The sequence below is a fragment of the Vibrio navarrensis genome (assembly GCF_015767675.1).
Classification (GTDB): domain Bacteria; phylum Pseudomonadota; class Gammaproteobacteria; order Enterobacterales; family Vibrionaceae; genus Vibrio.
In genome coordinates this window covers 613,049-632,614 of record NZ_CP065217.1, presented here as the reverse complement: position 1 = coordinate 632,614, position 19,566 = coordinate 613,049, and the positions used below count along the sequence as shown (strand labels likewise).

The 19,566-nt window shown below is 48.8% G+C and carries 11 protein-coding genes, 4 tRNA genes, 3 rRNA genes and 1 pseudogene; 6 read left to right on the top strand and 13 right to left on the bottom strand.

Annotated elements, in window-relative coordinates; translation table 11 throughout:
- The first annotated feature begins 89 nt into the window (after positions 1-89).
- Positions 90-2,192: a polyphosphate kinase 1 gene (gene ppk1, locus I3X05_RS02780; RefSeq protein WP_045570611.1), complete on the top strand. Its 2,103-nt coding sequence runs from the start codon at positions 90-92 to the stop codon at positions 2,190-2,192.
- Positions 2,176-3,678, top strand: a complete 1,503-nt coding sequence (ppx, locus tag I3X05_RS02775) for an exopolyphosphatase (protein WP_045570612.1) — start codon at positions 2,176-2,178, stop codon at positions 3,676-3,678. Before ppk1 ends, ppx begins: the two co-directional genes overlap by 17 nt.
- A gap of 64 nt (positions 3,679-3,742) precedes the next feature.
- Here ppx and I3X05_RS02770 read toward each other — a convergent pair whose 3' ends face one another.
- From I3X05_RS02770 to phoB, 3 genes are read right to left on the bottom strand one after another with little or no spacing between them, the layout of a single operon-like run.
- Positions 3,743-4,693 carry a PstS family phosphate ABC transporter substrate-binding protein gene (locus I3X05_RS02770; protein ID WP_045569251.1) on the bottom strand — a complete coding sequence of 317 codons (951 nt, stop codon included), beginning with the start codon at positions 4,691-4,693 and terminating at the stop codon, positions 3,743-3,745.
- Positions 4,690-5,988: a phosphate regulon sensor histidine kinase PhoR gene (phoR, locus tag I3X05_RS02765; RefSeq protein ID WP_039442291.1), complete on the bottom strand. Its 1,299-nt coding sequence runs from the start codon at positions 5,986-5,988 to the stop codon at positions 4,690-4,692. Before phoR ends, I3X05_RS02770 begins: the two co-directional genes overlap by 4 nt.
- Positions 5,989-6,007: 19 nt before the next feature.
- Entirely contained in the window at positions 6,008-6,697 is a 690-nt protein-coding gene (gene phoB / locus I3X05_RS02760) for a phosphate regulon transcriptional regulator PhoB (protein WP_039424239.1), read from the bottom strand.
- 218 nt (positions 6,698-6,915) lie between these two features.
- On the opposite strand from phoB, the gene rdgC reads away from it, so the two are divergent.
- From rdgC to I3X05_RS02745, 3 genes are all read left to right on the top strand, one after another.
- Positions 6,916-7,830, top strand: coding sequence for a recombination-associated protein RdgC (rdgC, locus tag I3X05_RS02755; RefSeq protein ID WP_045569250.1), 915 nt, complete (start codon positions 6,916-6,918; stop codon positions 7,828-7,830).
- A gap of 142 nt (positions 7,831-7,972) precedes the next feature.
- Positions 7,973-9,373, top strand: coding sequence for a tRNA 5-hydroxyuridine modification protein YegQ (gene yegQ, locus I3X05_RS02750; RefSeq protein ID WP_045569249.1), 1,401 nt, complete (start codon positions 7,973-7,975; stop codon positions 9,371-9,373).
- A gap of 2 nt (positions 9,374-9,375) precedes the next feature.
- Entirely contained in the window at positions 9,376-9,630 is a 255-nt protein-coding gene (locus I3X05_RS02745) for a YfhL family 4Fe-4S dicluster ferredoxin (RefSeq protein ID WP_045569248.1), read from the top strand.
- Between the two features lie 18 nt (positions 9,631-9,648).
- On the opposite strand, the gene mepA is transcribed toward I3X05_RS02745, so the two are convergent.
- Together mepA and I3X05_RS02735 are read right to left on the bottom strand one after the other, a co-directional pair.
- Positions 9,649-10,506, bottom strand: coding sequence for a penicillin-insensitive murein endopeptidase (mepA, locus tag I3X05_RS02740; RefSeq protein ID WP_052702516.1), 858 nt, complete (start codon positions 10,504-10,506; stop codon positions 9,649-9,651).
- An 875-nt stretch (positions 10,507-11,381) separates the two neighbouring features.
- Positions 11,382-12,046, bottom strand: a pseudogene (locus I3X05_RS02735) (IS630 family transposase); the annotation flags it as partial.
- 58 nt (positions 12,047-12,104) lie between these two features.
- On the opposite strand from I3X05_RS02735, the gene I3X05_RS02730 reads away from it, so the two are divergent.
- A protein-coding gene (locus tag I3X05_RS02730; RefSeq protein ID WP_425304492.1) for an IS630 family transposase occupies positions 12,105-13,141 on the top strand; the annotation gives its coding sequence in 2 pieces (ribosomal slippage) (positions 12,105-12,570 and positions 12,570-13,141; 1,038 coding nt in all).
- On the opposite strand, the gene I3X05_RS02725 is transcribed toward I3X05_RS02730, so the two are convergent.
- From I3X05_RS02725 to I3X05_RS02690, 8 genes are all read right to left on the bottom strand, one after another.
- Positions 13,138-13,533 carry a helix-turn-helix domain-containing protein gene (locus tag I3X05_RS02725; protein WP_337970946.1) on the bottom strand — a complete coding sequence of 132 codons (396 nt, stop codon included), beginning with the start codon at positions 13,531-13,533 and terminating at the stop codon, positions 13,138-13,140. The genes I3X05_RS02730 and I3X05_RS02725 overlap by 4 nt on opposite strands.
- A 250-nt stretch (positions 13,534-13,783) precedes the next feature.
- Positions 13,784-13,860, bottom strand: a tRNA-Trp gene (locus I3X05_RS02720).
- A gap of 45 nt (positions 13,861-13,905) precedes the next feature.
- Positions 13,906-13,982, bottom strand: a tRNA-Asp gene (locus tag I3X05_RS02715).
- A gap of 75 nt (positions 13,983-14,057) precedes the next feature.
- A 5S ribosomal RNA gene (gene rrf, locus I3X05_RS02710) occupies positions 14,058-14,173 on the bottom strand.
- Positions 14,174-14,283: 110 nt separating this feature from the next.
- Positions 14,284-17,173: ribosomal RNA gene (locus I3X05_RS02705) — 23S ribosomal RNA — on the bottom strand.
- Positions 17,174-17,456: 283 nt separating this feature from the next.
- Positions 17,457-17,532, bottom strand: a tRNA-Ala gene (locus tag I3X05_RS02700).
- Positions 17,533-17,540: 8 nt separating this feature from the next.
- A tRNA-Ile gene (locus tag I3X05_RS02695) sits at positions 17,541-17,617 on the bottom strand.
- Positions 17,618-17,679: 62 nt separating this feature from the next.
- Positions 17,680-19,239 (bottom strand): 16S ribosomal RNA (locus I3X05_RS02690).
- The 16S, 23S and 5S rRNA genes sit together here with 4 tRNA genes alongside, the layout of an rRNA operon.
- Positions 19,240-19,566 lie beyond the last annotated feature (327 nt).

Here is a 19,566-nt window from a genome sequence, read left to right as displayed (position 1 = left end):
AAAAAACACATAATGTTCTTGCTCAATAAGGGTTAAAGAACCACTTATCTATAAATTTTTATTAGTGTCAGGTTAGGTTAGGTTAGGTTATGAGCGCGGAAAAGTTGTATATCGAAAAAGAGCTCAGTTGGCTCTCCTTCAATGAAAGAGTTTTGCAGGAAGCGGCGGATAAAACCGTTCCTTTGATCGAAAGAATTCGCTTTTTGGGGATCTTCTCCAATAATTTGGACGAGTTCTATAAAGTTCGCTTTTCCGATGTCAAGCGTCGTATTCTGATTAACCGTGAGCAAGGTGGCAACGACATTTCCAAGCACTTATTGTCGAAAATGCAAACCAAAGCACTCAAACTGAATGAACGTTTTGACGAGCTCTACAGTGAGCTCATTCGTGAAATGGCACGTCGGCGAATTTTTTTGGTCAACGAAGGGCAGTTGGACGAATCACAGCAAAAGTGGATCACCAAATACTTCCGAAGAGAAGTGCTACCGCACATCACGCCAGTGATGTTGACCGACGAAATCGACGTGCTGCAATTTCTCAAAGACGAATACGCCTACATCGCCGTTGAGCTTAAAACTGGCAGCACCTCGAAGTATGCCCTGCTTGAGATCCCAACCGATCACTTGCCACGTTTTGTCATGGTGCCAGAGCAAAAAGGCAAACGAAAGAAAACCATCATTTTGCTCGATAACATCATCCGTTACTGCCTAAACGACATTTTTCGTGGTTTCTTCGAATACGATGAACTCAATGGCTACGCAATGAAACTGACGCGCGACGCCGAATACGACTTGCGTCATGAAGTGGAATACAGCCTATTAGAGCAGATGTCAGAAGGCTTAAGCCAACGTTTGACCGCACTTCCGATCCGCTTTGTTTATGAGCGCGAAATGCCGGAAGAGATGCTGAAATACCTCTGTTTTAAATTAAGGATTTCTCATTACGACAGCTTGATCCCTGGGGGGCGTTACCATAATTTCAAAGATTTCATCGGCTTTCCAAACGTTGGCCGTGATTACTTAGAAAATAAACCGCTGCCTCCAATGAGCTGCGCCGATTTTGAAGGTCACGCCAACGCCTTTGACGCGATCCGTGCACAGGATATTTTGCTGCACTACCCCTATCACTCTTTCGAACACATCACAGAGCTGGTACGCCAGGCCTCGTTTGATCCGAAAGTGGTCAGCATTAAGATCAATATCTATCGCGTGGCGAAAAATTCCCGTTTGATGAGCTCTTTGGTGGATGCGGTGCACAACGGTAAGCGCGTAGTGGTGGTAGTCGAGCTGCAAGCTCGCTTTGACGAAGAGGCCAACATTGAGTGGTCGCGCGTGCTGACCGATGCGGGCGTTCACGTCATTTTTGGTGTTCCGGGGATGAAAATCCACGCCAAGTTGCTGTTGATCACCCGGCGCGAGGAGGATCAATTTGTCCGCTATGCCCACATTGGCACCGGAAACTTCCACGAGCGCACCGCTCGTATCTACACCGATTTTTCTCTGCTCACGGCCGATCAAGAGCTCGCAGCGGAAGTGCGTGCGGTGTTTGGTTACATTGAGAATCCGTTCCGTCCGGTGAAATTCACCCATTTGATCGTCTCACCACGCAACTCACGTACCCAGATCTATCGTCTGCTCGACAGCGAAATTGCCAATGCCAAAGCTGGCAAGAAAGCCGAGATTACACTTAAGGTCAACAACTTGGTTGACAAAGGATTGATCAGCAAGCTGTACGGCGCCAATAATGCGGGCGTGAAAATTCGTATGATCGTGCGCGGTATGTGTTCTTTGGTGCCTGGTGTTGAAGGCGTCAGTGAAAATATTGAGATCATCAGTATTATTGACCGTTTCCTCGAGCACCCTCGTGTTCTGGTGGTGCATAATGACGGCAATCCGCTGGTGTACATCTCCTCGGCCGACTGGATGGAGCGCAATATCGATAACCGAATCGAAGTGATGGCCCCCGTGAGAGATCCACGCATCAAGCAGCGTATTATCGACATTCTCAACATTCAATTTATCGATACAGTGAAAGCCCGCCGCATCGATAAAGAGATGAGTAACAGCTACGTTGAACGCGGCAACCGGAAAAAAATTCGTTCTCAAATAGCGATTTACGACTATCTTAAAAATGTAGAGAAACAGACACGTAAGAATAAAGGGCAATTAGAAACGAATGACAACAGCCAGTAACACCAGAGAGATAGCGGCTATTGACCTTGGATCAAATAGCTTTCACATGGTCGTCGCGAAAGTTGCAAATGAAGATCTGCAACTGGTCAGCCGTCATAAACAACGAGTTCAGCTTGCAGATGGTTTAGACGATGAGATGAACTTAAGCGATGAAGCGATGGAACGCGGCCTTGAATGCCTCTCCATGTTCGCCGAGCGCTTGCAAGGATTCGATGCAGATAATGTCAGGATTGCCGCCACACATACCCTGCGCCAAGCGAAAAACGCGCACGTTTTTTTGCAACGTGCGCGGCAAGTGCTGCCCTTCCCGATTGAAATCATTCCTGGGGAAGAAGAGGCACGCCTTATCTATCTCGGTGTCACCCACACGCAAATTGAGGCGACATCGAAACTGGTGATTGATATCGGCGGTGGTAGTACCGAGATGATCATCGGCACCGAGTTCGAGCCGGAACTGCTCAACAGCAAACAGATGGGCTGCGTCAGTTTCACCAACCGTTTTTTTAGCAACGGAAAGATTTCCAAGAAGAACTTCTCCAAAGCGATTCTCGCCTCAGAGCAGAAACTGGAATCGATCGCAGCGCAGTATCGCAAACGCGGTTGGGACATTGCTTTTGGCTCTTCAGGTACCATCAAAGCGATACGCGAGGTGTTGATTGGTATCGGTTTTGAAGACGGTATCATTACCGGCCCACGCCTTAACACTCTAATTGAAGTGCTGTGCGAGTTTGACATCATCAACGATATCGAGCTTCCTGGCTTAACCGAAGAGCGAAAAAGCGTATTTGCCGCTGGCGTCGCTATTCTCAGCGCTATCTTCCAAGATCTAAAAATCAAAGAGATGCACTACTCTGACGGTGCGCTGCGCGAAGGCTTGATGTACGAAATGGAATCGCGCTTAGCACGTTCAGACATCCGCATGCGCACCACAGAAAACTTGGCGAAAAAGCATCTGGTTGACTTAGAGCACGCTGCGCGAGTAAAAGGCTTGGCCGTAGAGCTACTTGAGCAGGTACATCAAACGCTCGGCATAAAGCGCAAGAGCGATCTGTTCGCTATGCTCGAATGGGCCGCATTGCTGCACGAAGTGGGACTGAGCATCAGTTTACGCGCTTTTCAGCGCCATTCGGCTTATATTCTCCAGCATACCAACATGCCTGGCTTTAACAGCGAGCAGCAGCTTTTACTCTCTTCCCTCACCCGATATCAGCGTAAATCGCTCAAGCTGACGGAACTGGCGGATTTCCATCTCTATGATAAAGAGCAAGTGGTGCATTTGATCCGCATTTTACGTTTGGCGATATTGATCAACGGCCAGCGCAACGATGATCCCTTGCCGGAATTCAGTTTGGAAGTGAACGGCAACTGCTGGACGCTCCGTGGTCAACAGGCTGATTGGTTGGACAATAACAAACTGCTCTCCGCCGATTTGCAAAGTGAACAAGAGCGCTGGCAACAAGTGAACTGGCAACTGGTGATTGAGTGACAAGGCCAGTCAAAACAGCAAAAGGCCCAAACGGGCCTTTTTTAATTCTTTTTAATACACAGTTCTACAGACCAATTTTACTTAACTCATTCTTGGCAAACTCGCGCGTAATCGATACATAGCCATCTTTTTCCACCAGCGCTTGCCCCTGAGCAGAATAGATAAAACGGATAAATTCCGCTTCAATCGGGCTAAGTGGCCGGCTCGGATGTTTATTGACATAGACATACAGATAGCGTGACAAGGGATAAATCCCCGTCACAATATTTTGCCGCGTTGGTTGAATATAATCCCTTCCCTCTTTAGCTATCGGTATTAAGCGTACGCCCGCCACTCGATAACCCACACCTGAATAGCCTACACCGCTGATGGTGGACGCCACTGATTGAACCACAGAAGCGGAGCCCGGTTGCTCATTGACGCGATTTTTGAAATCGCCACCGCAAAGGGCGTTTTTCTTGAAATAGCCATATGTACCGGAGACTGAGTTGCGCCCAAACAGCTGGATGTTGCGCTTGGCCCATTCAGCATCAATCCCCAGCTCTGCCCAGTTGCCAGCAAAATCTCTCGCCCCGCAGCGCAAAGTGGCCGAAAAAATGGCATCAAGCTGCTGGAAATTGAGCCCTTCAACCGGGTTGTCCTGATGAACAAAAATACCGATCGCGTCAATCGCTACCCGTAACGCCGTGGGTTTGTAGCCGTGAGCGCGTTCAAACGCCTCCAGCTCGCGCAAGCGCATCGGGCGGCTCATCGGCCCAAACTGCGCCGTTTGCTCTGTGAGCGCAGGTGGCGCTGTGGAAGAACCCGACGCTTGAACTTGGGCATTAATGTTCGGATAAAGTGATTTAAACTCCTCCACCCACAATGTCGTCATCCCCGCCAGCGTGTCCGAACCAACGGAAAGCAGATTGCCTGACACGCCCGGCACTTTGTGATAATCCTCTAGCGGGGTATCAAACGCCTGCGCCGGACTAAGCAGCGACAAACTGAGCGTCAAACTCCATAGCACTCTCATTTCACCACCAACTTACTGGGAAGAACGAAAGAAAATTTACTGCCCACCCCCACTTGGCTTTGGATCTGCAAATGCGAGTCATGATGGGAGAGCGCGTGCTTGACGATCGCCAGCCCGAGTCCGCTGCCACCGGTGTCACGAGAGCGCGCTTTATCGACGCGATAAAAACGTTCGGTCAAGCGATGAATGTGTTGTGGCTCGATACCATCGCCACTGTCTTGCACTTCAAGACACGCCCCCTTACTGGTGTTGAACCAACGTACATCGATATGTGCTCCAGCTGGGGTGTACTTGACGGCATTGTAGACCAGATTAGAGATAGCACTGCGCAGTTGGTCTTCGTCGGCATACACTTTTAAGCTCTTGTCGACATCAAACTTGATCACATGCGCTTTATCGCCGCTTAAACTGACTGCTTCTTTTTCCAGCACGTCCAACATAGCAGGCACATGCACCACTTGATCCAGTTCGTGAATCGGCGCAGCCTCGATTTTGGATAAGGTCAGCAGTTGATTCACTAAGCTATTCATGCGATTGAGCTGCTCGGTCATTACGCCATGTGCTTTGCTCCACATCGGGCCAGCCAGCACATCAGGATCTTCCGTCATCTCTAAGTAGCCTTGCAATACCGTCATTGGCGTGCGCAGTTCGTGTGAAACGTTAGCAAAAAAGTTGCGGCGCATCCCTTCTAACTGTTTCAGTTGGCTGATGTCACGCACCACCATCAAATGCTCACCTTCGGTGTATGGCACGATCCGCAGCTCCAGCGTGCGCTCAATGTTCAGCGGCGCGCGCATTTCTAGCGGCTCAGAGAAATCTTTATTACTGAGATAACGAATAAAATCCGGTGTACGGATCAAGTTGGAAATAGGCTGCCCAGCATCTTCTGGCCAATGAAAACCGAGCAGATGTTGCGCCAGTTTGTTGCACCAAACAATGTTGCCTTCGGCGCGAAACACCACTACCGCATCGGGCAGCGATTCGGCCCCATTGCGAAAGCGTCTGATCAAATTGGTCAGCTCTTTGCGCTTACGCCGCTGCCTTTGTTGCAAGCGATACAGGCCATTAAACAGCGACTCCCAATGACCGCTCCCTGATGGTGGCGTGAGGCGTTTTTCATCCCAAAGCCAAGAAGAAAGGCGTACCTGATTATGCAGATGCCAGCCAAGCTGCAACACCGTGGCAGCCAGCAGCAACCACGGCATCGAACCAAAAATCCATCCTACGATCACCCAAGGGGTGTAAAAAAAAGCCAGCTCCCAAGCCAGCTTTTTCCACGTTAATCTTTCAACCACTCAACACTCCGACATGGTATTACGCTTTTGTTGAGAAACGATATCCTGCGCCACGAACGGTTTGGATCAGCTTGTCATGTCCAGCGTCTTCAAGCGCTTTACGTAAGCGACGAATATGCACATCGACGGTGCGATCTTCCACATACACATTGGTGCCCCAGACATTGTTCAACAGTTGTTCGCGGCTGTAAACCCGCTCTTGGTGAGTCATGAAGAAATGCAGCATTTTGAATTCCGTCGGGCCCATGTCGACGGGCTGATCATTGGCGGTAACACGATGAGAAACCGGATCCAACTTCAAGCCTTGTACGTCAATCACATCTTCGAGAGCTGTTGGCGTCACCCGGCGAATCACTGCTTTTAATCTCGCCACTAACTCTTTCGGCGAGAATGGCTTAGTAATGTAATCGTCTGCCCCAACTTCAAGACCGCGTACTTTATCTTCTTCTTCACCACGCGCGGTGAGCATCACCACCGGGATATTGCGCGTCAGCTCTTCACGCTTCATATGTTTGATAAAGTTGATACCACTGCCACCAGGTAGCATCCAATCCAGTAAAACCAGATCCGGGAAGGGTTCAGCGAGCTTAGTTACCGCAGTGTCGTAATCTTCCGCTTCCACCGCCTGATAACCTTTCTGCTCTAAGACAAAGCACAACATTTCTCGGATTGGCGCTTCATCTTCGACTACCAGAATCCTTCTAGACATAATTGAATAACCTTATGTTAGTTTGAATAATTTTCAGGCCCTAGCCCTTTGCAACTGTAAGCATTATTACCGCCAATTATGACACTTTTGTGACCTTTGCAAACAAATTTTCATATAACTTTCTTTATCAATTCATCATCAATTTTTGAAATTCCCTTAAGACAAGCGCCCTAAAATTGCCTATTATGGCCCCCTTATTTTTAGCCTAGAGACACGTTATGTGGTTTAAAAACTGTATGGTCTACCGCGTTAATCGCGACATAGATTTCAACGCTGAACAACTGGAAAAACAGTTGGCTGAGTTCCGTTTTACCCCTTGTGGCAGTCAAGACAAACAGAAATTTGGCTGGGTGACAGCGATGGGCAGACATGGCGATATGATGACTCACGTATCAGAGAACCGCATCCTGCTCTGCGCCAAAAAAGAAGAGAAAATGCTGCCTGCGTCAGTGATCAAAGACTCACTCAACGCCAAAGTGGAAGCGATGGAAGCGCAAGAAGGTCGTCCTTTGAAGAAAAAAGAGAAGGACGCCTTAAAAGAAGAGATCATTATCGATTTGTTACCCAGAGCGTTTAGCCGCAGCAACCACACCAATGTGCTCATTCTGCCTACAGAAGGGTTTATTTTGGTCGATGCCAGCAGCTACAAGAAAGCCGAAGAAGTACTGGCGCTGCTGCGTAAAACCATGGGCAGCTTACCTGTGGTTCCGGCTATTCCAGAAAAGGCCGTGGAAGTGACACTCACCGAATGGGTCAAAACAGGTCAAACGCCGCAAGGCTTTACTCTGCTGGACGAAGCCGAGCTCAAATCGGTACTGGAAGATGGCGGAATCATTCGCTGTAAAAAGCAAGAATTGACCAGCGATGAGATCCGCAGCCACATCGAAGCAGACAAAATGGTGACCAAACTTGCCCTCGATTGGCAGCAGCGTCTTGAGTTCATTCTCGCAGATGACGGTAGCATTAAGCGCTTTAAGTTTTCTGATGAATTGCGCGATCAAAACGACGATATCCCTCGCGAAGATCAAGCGGCGCGTTTTGATGCCGATTTCTCTTTGCTCTGCGGTGAGCTCTCGGCCTTCTTACCTAACTTGTATGAAGCGCTGGGTGGTCTTCCCCATCCCAACGCTTAATCGCTTCTTCGACGCCTTCTTGATGAAGGCGTTTTTCTCTCCTTTACCTAGTCAAAGATCACAATTTAGCGTAAAATTTGCGCCCCAATTCCATCTGGTGGAATTGGACTGACCTGAGATCAGAGAGAAGAGAAAACGAGCAATGACATCCACCAAACCTTTTGTTCCCGAGCTATTGTCACCAGCGGGCAGCTTGAAAAACATGCGCTATGCTTTTGCCTACGGTGCCGATGCGGTTTACGCCGGACAACCTCGCTACAGCCTGCGTGTACGTAACAACGAATTCAACCATGAGAATCTGCAAATCGGTATCGATGAAGCACATGCTCAAGGTAAGAAGTTTTATGTGGTGTGCAACATTCAGCCACACAACTCCAAACTTAAAACCTTCATCCGTGATCTCAAACCTGTGGTAGATATGGGCCCAGATGCGCTGATCATGTCAGACCCGGGCCTGATTATGATGGTGAGAGAAGCCTTTCCGCATATGGCCATTCACCTGTCAGTACAAGCGAACGCGGTCAACTGGGCAACCGTCAAATTCTGGGCCGCTTATGGCGTGGAACGTGTGATTGTCTCTCGCGAACTGTCACTCGAAGAGATCGAAGAAATTCGCCAACATTGCCCTGAAACCGAACTGGAAGTGTTCGTTCACGGCGCTCTTTGTATGGCTTACTCTGGCCGTTGCCTGCTCTCCGGCTACATCAACAAACGCGACCCAAACCAAGGTACATGCACCAATGCTTGCCGTTGGGAATACAAAGTTGAGCAAGGGAAAGAAGATGATGCTGGCCAGATCGTCGAACAGTTCGATCCAAACGCAGCTCAAGCAATTGAAGTACAGGAAGAGCGCCCTGAGACCACCATTGGTCGCGGCAAGCCGATTGACGATGTGGTACTGCTCTCTGAAAGCCATCGTCCAGAAGAAAAAATGGCCGCATTTGAAGATGAACACGGCACCTACATCATGAACTCCAAAGATCTGCGTGCCGTACAGCACGTTGAACGTTTGACGAAAATGGGTGTGCATTCATTGAAAATCGAAGGCCGCACTAAATCGTTCTACTACTGTGCGCGTACCGCTCAGGTTTACCGCAAAGCGATCGATGACGCGGTTGCAGGCAAGCCTTTTGACGAGAGCTTGATGGGCACACTGGAAAGCTTGGCGCACCGTGGCTATACCGAAGGTTTTCTTCGCCGCCACACCCACGATGCCTATCAAAATTACGACTACGGCTACTCAGTGTCAGACGCACAGCAATTTGTCGGAGAATTCACTGGCAAACGCCGCGGCGATATGGCGGAAGTGGAAGTGAAGAACAAGTTCATCGTGGGTGACAGCTTAGAACTGATGACGCCAAAAGGTAATGTCATTTTCAGATTGGAAGCGATGGAAAACCGCAAAGGTGAAGCCATTGACGACGCAAAAGGCAATGGTCACTTTGTTTACGTGCCAGTACCTGCCGAGCTAGATCTGCAATACGCTCTACTGATGCGTAATCTGAATGACGGTCAGGATACCCGCAACCCCACAGGTAAGTAGTTATGGCACTGCTCATCACGGATAAATGCATTAACTGCGACATGTGTGACCCTGAGTGTCCGAATGGTGCGATTTCGATGGGGGAGAAGATCTTTGAAATTGATCCCAACCTCTGTACGGAATGCAAAGGACACTACGACAAGCCAACCTGCCAGTCCGTTTGTCCGATCACCAAGTGCATTATTACCGACCCTGCATATATCGAAACTGAAGCACAGCTACTTGAGAAATTCGTTATTATTCAGGGACTTACCTAAGAATCACACAGAGCGCTTTTATGGCGCTCTGTCTGTTTCAAGCACTCTCAGACACGCCTCTGGCATAGGCGGGGGAGATGATGGTTTTTGGGGTAGCGGTGTGGGGCGAATGCGCCAACTGGTCACCTCTTCACCGCATCCATCGCCCTCAGGTGGCAGCGGCTGACTGACACATTCATCACTGTTTTGTGGGCATTTAAGCCGAACGTGCATGTGGGCGCTGTGTCCCCACCATGGACGCACCTTGCGCAGCCAATCTCGCTCGTCGCTCTTTTCCATCACGCACAGGCGCTCTTTGATCACCGGATTGATAAAAATACGCGCCACACGTTCATCCTCTGCGGCTTTTTTTACCAGTTCAAAGTAGTCATCACGCCATACGGCCTCATCAATGTTCTGAGCTTTCACATCAACCAGACTTTCGGTCTTTGCCTCAGCCAATCGCTGTATCTCTAATGGGCTAGAGTTCAGTTTTAACCAGACATCCACATCTAATCCCGTTTGATGGCTAGCATGCCCATAAGCGAATCGGCCACCACGGGGGAGACCGACGTCGGCAATCATCAAACTGGCGTGCAGTGTCTCTTTGGCATACAGGCCAAGGCGCTGCACAAAGTTCTGTGTGTCAGGGTGAGCAAAATAGCGCCTTCTTTCAGCACGAACTACTTGAAATCCTTCCCCCTCTAAAGGCAAAGCCACAGCTCCAATAAGACAACCATTTGCGTAGGAACCAATGGCACGGGCATCTGCCACGATTGGCGTAGAGACCGTTTCCCAAGGGGTCGATGCGTATGAGAAAAAGCTCGTTAGTAACAGTGCGAACAGCAGATAAATTTCCCCCACTTTTCCTCCTCTCATGCCATCATCCAGCGTCATTTATCTCAATTAGGATTCCGACAGTTTAACTCACTGCAGCCCTGTACGTAGAAAAACCTTTCTAAAAGTAGCCTTCGCGTAAGCTCGATTAACTCCCCAAACACACCCACTTGAGCTCTTATTTTGCAGTCGCTCGCAGCCCAATTTCTTATTCCTATCTTTCCCTCTGCTACTCGATTGAAATAGAAGAAAAAGGAGTAGATATGCATAGATTTGCCCTAGTAAGCCTAATTCTCCTCACCGGTTGTAATAACACTGAACCAGAGGCGGTTGGAGATATTCACTATCAAGCGTTACTTAGCACCGATTTAAATAGTAATAACATGGACTTAAGTGAATTCATCTCCGCAACTCGCGCTATTGACATCGTCAGCGTTGGAGAGAGAACCCACCAAGGATCCAAGGCCTACAGCTATAAGGCGCGCATGGCCAAGGCACTGTATGAAGAGGGTGATTTAAATTTTATCGCATTTGAAGCAGGCCTCTATGACGGGCTAGCTGCGTGGCAAAATTACCTCAACGGCAAACAAACGTTACAGGAGGCAGTGATCGGTCCCGATGCCAACTACATGTATGGGCACCGTTTTAGCCAAGAAGTGGCCGCATTGATGAGGTATGTTAATGATGCTCCCCAGAGAGAAAAACCGTTGTTGCTGATTGGCTACGATGCCCGCATCAATAGCGATCCTGGCTGCAGCATCATGTTTGAGGAACTGGAAAACTATCTAACAACCAACAACTTGGACATGGCGAACTACAAGAAGATCAAAGAAACTGCGCCACGTATGATGTGCCCTTGGTACACAACGCAGCCCTATACTCAAGCGGATCACCGCGTTTTAATCACCGAATTAAAGTCATACCAATCTGGAAAATTAACTGGTCAGATTAATCCACTCTCTTGTACACATCTTGCTAACTCTATCTGTACTGTCCAAGAATCGATTCCAAGCCTTGCACACTTTCTCCACGATATCCTCATAATCGGTAAAACTCTGATTGGCAAGATAGTGTTGTCTGAGCCAGCTCCACACTTGTTCTATCGGGTTTAGCTCTGGTGAATAGGGCGGGAGCTTGATGATACTGACATTGCTAAACGGTTCTGCAATGTCATTGGTATGCCAACTCGCCCCATCCATAATGATGAAGGCATGACGCCCTTTCTCTGTGACAGCCGATATTTGCTTTAAATGCTCGATCATGATCTCTTTATTAACCCAAGGAACGACCATCGCTTCGCCAATTCCTCTCGCGGGACAGACAGAACCAAACAGATACGCATATTCAAATTGTTGTTGCTTCACGGCTCGGGGGCGTGTTCCTTTCTCTGCCCATAACCGTGTTGTCGTGTTTTGTTGCCCAAATCTGGCTTCATCTTGAAACCAGACATCAACATGCTCTAGAGCGATATGTCCTGGGATCTTCAGGATCGTTTCAATTTTGAATTTTTTTTAAAATCGTCTTGGACTTCTTGAGATTGCTTGGGGTGTTTTGAGCGGGAAGTTATCCATGACAAGCCCATGTGGTCGAGCAGGTAATACCAATATAAGTAAAAATGTGATCTAATTGAGGCCATTCAACGATAAAACTTATTCGCTATGGACAGTCTCAATAATATCGACTTTAAAAAGCTCGCAAGCCAGCAGAAATCTATTCAGATGAAAATGAGATTGCTGGCCCTCGCTCATTTCAAAGAGGGACACTCTCGCACCCAAATCGCCAAGTTTCTTATGGTGAGCCGAACCAGTGTTAATAAGTGGGTTCACACTTTTCTTGAAGAAGGATTAGAAGGGCTGAAGGAAAAGCCAAGAACGGGACGACCCCCCTTCTTAACTTCTGAGCAAAGAGAGCAGTTGAGCCAATACATAAAAGATAAAGCCAATGATACACAAGGCGGACGACTGACTGGGGCCGACATCCACGCTTATATCGTGAAAGAATTTGGCCAGCACTACCACCCTGACTCTATCTATTACCTGCTCGACCACATGGGCTTGTCATGGATAACTTCCCGCTCAAAACACCCCAAGCAATCTCAAGAAGTCCAAGACGATTTTAAAAAAAATTCAAAATTGAAACGATCCTGAAGATCCCAGGACATATCGCTCTAGAGCATGTTGATGTCTGGTTTCAAGATGAAGCCAGATTTGGGCAACAAAACACGACAACACGGTTATGGGCAGAGAAAGGAACACGCCCCCGAGCCGTGAAGCAACAACAATTTGAATATGCGTATCTGTTTGGTTCTGTCTGTCCCGCGAGAGGAATTGGCGAAGCGATGGTCGTTCCTTGGGTTAATAAAGAGATCATGATCGAGCATTTAAAGCAAATATCGGCAATCACTGAAAAAGGGCGTCATGCCGTCATCATTATGGATGGGGCGAGTTGGCATACCAATGACATTGCAGAACCGTTTAGCAATGTCAGTATCATCAAGATCCCGCCCTATTCACCAGAGCTAAACCCGATAGAACAAGTGTGGAGCTGGCTCAGACAACACTCTCTTGCCAATCAGAGTTTTACCGATTATGAGGATATCGTGGAGAAAGTGTGCAAGGCTTGGAATCGATTCTTGGACAGTACAGATAGAGTTAGCAAGATGTGTACAAGAGAGTGGATTAATCTGACCAGTTAATTTTCCAGATTGGTATAATAGATAGAGTCAGGGTGGTAGTGCTGGCCAAATTCTTTCACGATATAAGCGTGGATGTCGGCCCCAGTCAGTCGTCCGCCTTGTGTATCATTGGCTTTATCTTTTATGTATTGGCTCAACTGCTCTCTTTGCTCAGAAGTTAAGAAGGGGGGTCGTCCCGTTCTTGGCTTTTCCTTCAGCCCTTCTAATCCTTCTTCAAGAAAAGTGTGAACCCACTTATTAACACTGGTTCGGCTCACCATAAGAAACTTGGCGATTTGGGTGCGAGAGTGTCCCTCTTTGAAATGAGCGAGGGCCAGCAATCTCATTTTCATCTGAATAGATTTCTGCTGGCTTGCGAGCTTTTTAAAGTCGATATTATTGAGACTGTCCATAGCGAATAAGTTTTATCGTTGAATGGCCTCAATTAGATCACATTTTTACTTATATTGGTATTACGTTATGCGTGGGGAACGCTTACTCCACACATTCCTTGGAATAGCATGGATGGGTTTCTTTTTATTCCGCAAGAAGAACCAGCAACACCAATAGAGTTCCCTTAGCAAGAAATGCTGGAGTTCGAGAAAATAGAGTAAAGCGAGGAATATAAAAAAGCCTCAGTCTTTCGACTGAGGCTTTCAATGATGGCAGGGGTGGAGAGATTCGAACTCCCAACACGCGGATTTGGAATCCGCTGCTCTGCCAATTGGAGCTACACCCCTGCAGATTTGACAAAACCTTTCAATCTTGCAAGGTCTCTTTATAAATGGCGGAGCGGACGGGACTCGAACCCGCGACCCCCGGCGTGACAGGCCGGTATTCTAACCGACTGAACTACCGCTCCGCTGTCTGGTTAGACGTTTCGTCTACTTTTTTTGTCTTCAGATTTTTCTTAAAAATCTAAAGACAACAAGTTAAAGCCTGGCGATGTTCTACTCTCACATGGGGAGACCCCACACTACCATCGACGCTGTTTCGTTTCACTTCTGAGTTCGGGATGGAATCAGGTGGGTCCAAAACGCTATGGTCGCCAAGCAAATTCTTTCTCTCTATTTCTAGAGAATAATCTGGAAAGCTGTTTAAGTTCTTTTCAACACATTCAATTCGTTCTTGTATCGAGTCCACCAAAACCCTTTGGGTGTTGTATGGTTAAGCCTCACGGGCAATTAGTACAGGTTAGCTCAACGCCTCACAGCGCTTACACACCCTGCCTATCAACGTTCTAGTCTCGAACAACCCTTTAGGATACTTAAAGTATCAGGGAAGACTCATCTCAGGGCTCGCTTCCCGCTTAGATGCTTTCAGCGGTTATCGATTCCGAACTTAGCTACCGGGCAATGCGTCTGGCGACACAACCCGAACACCAGAGGTTCGTCCACTCCGGTCCTCTCGTACTAGGAGCAGCCCCCTTCAATCTTCCAACGCCCACGGCAGATAGGGACCGAACTGTCTCACGACGTTCTAAACCCAGCTCGCGTACCACTTTAAATGGCGAACAGCCATACCCTTGGGACCGACTTCAGCCCCAGGATGTGATGAGCCGACATCGAGGTGCCAAACACCGCCGTCGATATGAACTCTTGGGCGGTATCAGCCTGTTATCCCCGGAGTACCTTTTATCCGTTGAGCGATGGCCCTTCCATTCAGAACCACCGGATCACTATGACCTGCTTTCGCACCTGCTCGAACCGTCATTCTCGCAGTTAAGCGGGCTTATGCCATTGCACTAACCTCACGATGTCCAACCGTGATTAGCCCACCTTCGTGCTCCTCCGTTACTCTTTGGGAGGAGACCGCCCCAGTCAAACTACCCACCAGGCACTGTCCGCGACCCCGATGAGGGGCCAACGTTAGAACATCAAACATACAAGGGTGGTATTTCAAGGACGGCTCCAACGCAACTGGCGTCACGTTTTCAAAGCCTCCCACCTATCCTACACATGTAGGGTCAATGTTCAGTGCCAAGCTGTAGTAAAGGTTCACGGGGTCTTTCCGTCTAGCCGCGGGTACACTGCATCTTCACAGCGATTTCAATTTCACTGAGTCTCGGGTGGAGACAGCGTGGCCATCATTACGCCATTCGTGCAGGTCGGAACTTACCCGACAAGGAATTTCGCTACCTTAGGACCGTTATAGTTACGGCCGCCGTTTACCGGGGCTTCGATCAAGAGCTTCGACCGAAGTCTAACCCCATCAATTAACCTTCCGGCACCGGGCAGGCGTCACACCGTATACGTCATCTTGCGATTTTGCACAGTGCTGTGTTTTTAATAAACAGTTGCAGCCACCTGGTATCTGCGACTCTCGTCAGCTCCATCCGCGAGGGACTTCACCATCAAGAGCGTACCTTCTCCCGAAGTTACGGTACCATTTTGCCTAGTTCCTTCACCCGAGTTCTCTCAAGCGCCTTGGTATTCTCTACCCGACCACCTGTGTCGGTTTGGGGTACGATTGCTTATAATCTGAAGCTTAGAGGCTTTTCCTGGAAGCAGGGCATCAATGACTTCACTGCCGTAGCAGCTCGACGTCGTGTCTCAGCCTTAAGAGTATCCGGATTTACCTAAACACTCAGCCTACGCACTTGAACCAGGACAACCGTCGCCTGGCCCACCTAGCCTTCTCCGTCCCCCCATCGCAATTATAAGCAGTACGGGAATATTAACCCGTTTCCCATCGACTACGCCTTTCGGCCTCGCCTTAGGGGTCGACTTACCCTGCCCCGATTAACGTTGGACAGGAACCCTTGGTCTTCCGGCGGGGAGGTTTTTCACCCCCCTTGTCGTTACTCATGTCAGCATTCGCACTTCTGATACCTCCAGCATGCTTTACAACACACCTTCAACGGCTTACAGAACGCTCCCCTACCCAATGTGCTAAAGCACATTGCCGCAGCTTCGGTTTACAGCTTAGCCCCGTTACATCTTCCGCGCAGGCCGACTCGACTAGTGAGCTATTACGCTTTCTTTAAATGATGGCTGCTTCTAAGCCAACATCCTAGCTGTCTAAGCCTTCCCACATCGTTTCCCACTTAGCTGTAATTTGGGACCTTAGCTGGCGGTCTGGGTTGTTTCCCTCTCCACGACGGACGTTAGCACCCGCCGTGTGTCTCCCGGATAGTACTTACTGGTATTCGGAGTTTGCAAAGGGTTGGTAAGTCGGGATGACCCCCTAGCCTTAACAGTGCTCTACCCCCAGTAGTATTCGTCCGAGGCGCTACCTAAATAGCTTTCGGGGAGAACCAGCTATCTCCGAGTTTGATTGGCCTTTCACCCCTAGCCACAAGTCATCCGCTAATTTTTCAACATTAGTCGGTTCGGTCCTCCAGTTGATGTTACTCAACCTTCAACCTGCCCATGGCTAGATCACTCGGTTTCGGGTCTAATGCTAGCAACTATACGCCCAGTTAAGACTCGGTTTCCCTACGGCTCCCCTATGCGGTTAACCTTGCTACTAACATTAAGTCGCTGACCCATTATACAAAAGGTACGCAGTCACACCACGAAGGTGCTCCTACTGCTTGTACGTACACGGTTTCAGGTTCTATTTCACTCCCCTCACAGGGGTTCTTTTCGCCTTTCCCTCACGGTACTGGTTCACTATCGGTCAGTCAGGAGTATTTAGCCTTGGAGGATGGTCCCCCCATATTCAGACAGGATAACACGTGTCCCGCCCTACTCGATTTCACTGAACATGCGCCTATGACTACGGGACTATCACCCGGTATCGTTGGCCTTTCCAGACCATTCGTCTAACGCATGTAAAGCTTAAGGGCTAATCCAATTTCGCTCGCCGCTACTTTCGGAATCTCGGTTGATTTCTTTTCCTCGGGGTACTTAGATGTTTCAGTTCTCCCGGTTCGCTTCGCTGCACTATGTATTCATGCAGCGATACTGGCTTATGCCAGTGGGTTTCCCCATTCGGAAATCGGTGACTCAAGTGGCTGTTACTGCCTCATCACCGCTTATCGCAAGTTACTACGTCCTTCATCGCCTCTGACTGCCAAGGCATCCACCGTGTACGCTTAGTCACTTAACCATACAACCCGAAAGGGTCTTTGTTAAACAACCAAGGTTCGCTATCTCATTATTTGAATGAGCGAGATAGCATTGATTTGCCGGACTCAATTTTGAATCGTCACTATAACAGTGACATTCCCAAGAACACTTGAATGTGTTTTGTTGGTGTTTGTCTTAAAGACAAACATTGAGAACTTTACAAACAACAATAAATTGTTGTTTTGTCAGCTTTCCAAATTGTTAAAGAGCAAGATTTCTTTCGAAACCATGTTTAAAAGCACTATCACTAATGCACTTAAAGATGGTGGAGCTATGCGGGATCGAACCGCAGACCTCCTGCGTGCAAGGCAGGCGCTCTCCCAGCTGAGCTATAGCCCCATCAGTAGTGGTGGGTCTGAGTGGACTCGAACCACCGACCTTACGCTTATCAGGCGTACGCTCTAACCACCTGAGCTACAGACCCACTAAATGCTCTAATCTAAACCATATCAATCTGTGTGGACACTCATCGCAATAATCATCGTATAAGGAGGTGATCCAGCGCCAGGTTCCCCTAGCGCTACCTTGTTACGACTTCACCCCAGTCATGAACCACACCGTGGTAAACGCCCTCCCCGAAAGGTTAAGCTATCTACTTCTGGTGCAGCCCACTCCCATGGTGTGACGGGCGGTGTGTACAAGGCCCGGGAACGTATTCACCGTGGCATTCTGATCCACGATTACTAGCGATTCCGACTTCATGGAGTCGAGTTGCAGACTCCAATCCGGACTACGACGCACTTTTTGGGATTCGCTCACTTTCGCAAGTTGGCCGCCCTCTGTATGCGCCATTGTAGCACGTGTGTAGCCCTACTCGTAAGGGCCATGATGACTTGACGTCGTCCCCACCTTCCTCCGGTTTATCACCGGCAGTCTCCCTGGAGTTCCCACCATTACGTGCTGGCAAACAAGGATAAGGGTTGCGCTCGTTGCGGGACTTAACCCAACATTTCACAACACGAGCTGACGACAGCCATGCAGCACCTGTCTTACAGTTCCCGAAGGCACTCCCGCGTCTCCGCAGGATTCTGTAGATGTCAAGAGTAGGTAAGGTTCTTCGCGTTGCATCGAATTAAACCACATGCTCCACCGCTTGTGCGGGCCCCCGTCAATTCATTTGAGTTTTAATCTTGCGACCGTACTCCCCAGGCGGTCTACTTAACGCGTTAGCTCCGAAAGCCACGGCTCAAGGCCACAACCTCCAAGTAGACATCGTTTACGGCGTGGACTACCAGGGTATCTAATCCTGTTTGCTCCCCACGCTTTCGCATCTGAGTGTCAGTATCTGTCCAGGGGGCCGCCTTCGCCACCGGTATTCCTTCAGATCTCTACGCATTTCACCGCTACACCTGAAATTCTACCCCCCTCTACAGTACTCTAGTTTGCCAGTTTCAAATGCAATTCCCAGGTTGAGCCCGGGGCTTTCACATCTGACTTAACAAACCACCTGCATGCGCTTTACGCCCAGTAATTCCGATTAACGCTCGCACCCTCCGTATTACCGCGGCTGCTGGCACGGAGTTAGCCGGTGCTTCTTCTGTAGGTAACGTCAAATGACAGTGCTATTAACACTACCACCTTCCTCCCTACTGAAAGTGCTTTACAACCCGAAGGCCTTCTTCACACACGCGGCATGGCTGCATCAGGCTTGCGCCCATTGTGCAATATTCCCCACTGCTGCCTCCCGTAGGAGTCTGGACCGTGTCTCAGTTCCAGTGTGGCTGATCATCCTCTCAGACCAGCTAGGGATCGTCGCCTTGGTGAGCCCTTACCTCACCAACTAGCTAATCCCACCTGGGCATATCCTGACGCGAGAGGCCCGAAGGTCCCCCTCTTTGGCCCCTGTTCATTATAAACAAGGGCATCATGCGGTATTAGCCATCGTTTCCAATGGTTATCCCCCACATCAGGGCAATTTCCCAGGCATTACTCACCCGTCCGCCGCTCGCCACCCGAGAAACAAGTTTCTCTGTGCTGCCGCTCGACTTGCATGTGTTAGGCCTGCCGCCAGCGTTCAATCTGAGCCATGATCAAACTCTTCAATTAAAAGTTTTTTGAAGCTTGCGCTTCGGCTCAATGAATACTGATAAGTTTCTAGTCCCTAGAAGCTAGTTCCTAGAAAACTTGAATTGACTGTGCTCGATACCGAAGTATCAAATTGGTCACTCAGTTCATTGATAAATCTTTTGGATTATCATCAACGAGTGCCCACACAGATTGATAGGTTTATATTGTTAAAGAGCTTGCTTTTTGAGAAGCTTTTCTCTTGAAGCGGAGGTGCATTCTAGCGAGTTAATTTGAAGAGTCAAACACTTTTTCAAATTTCTTTTTTAGAAGCTTTACCCTCTTACTGCACTGCTGAAGCCTTGTGGC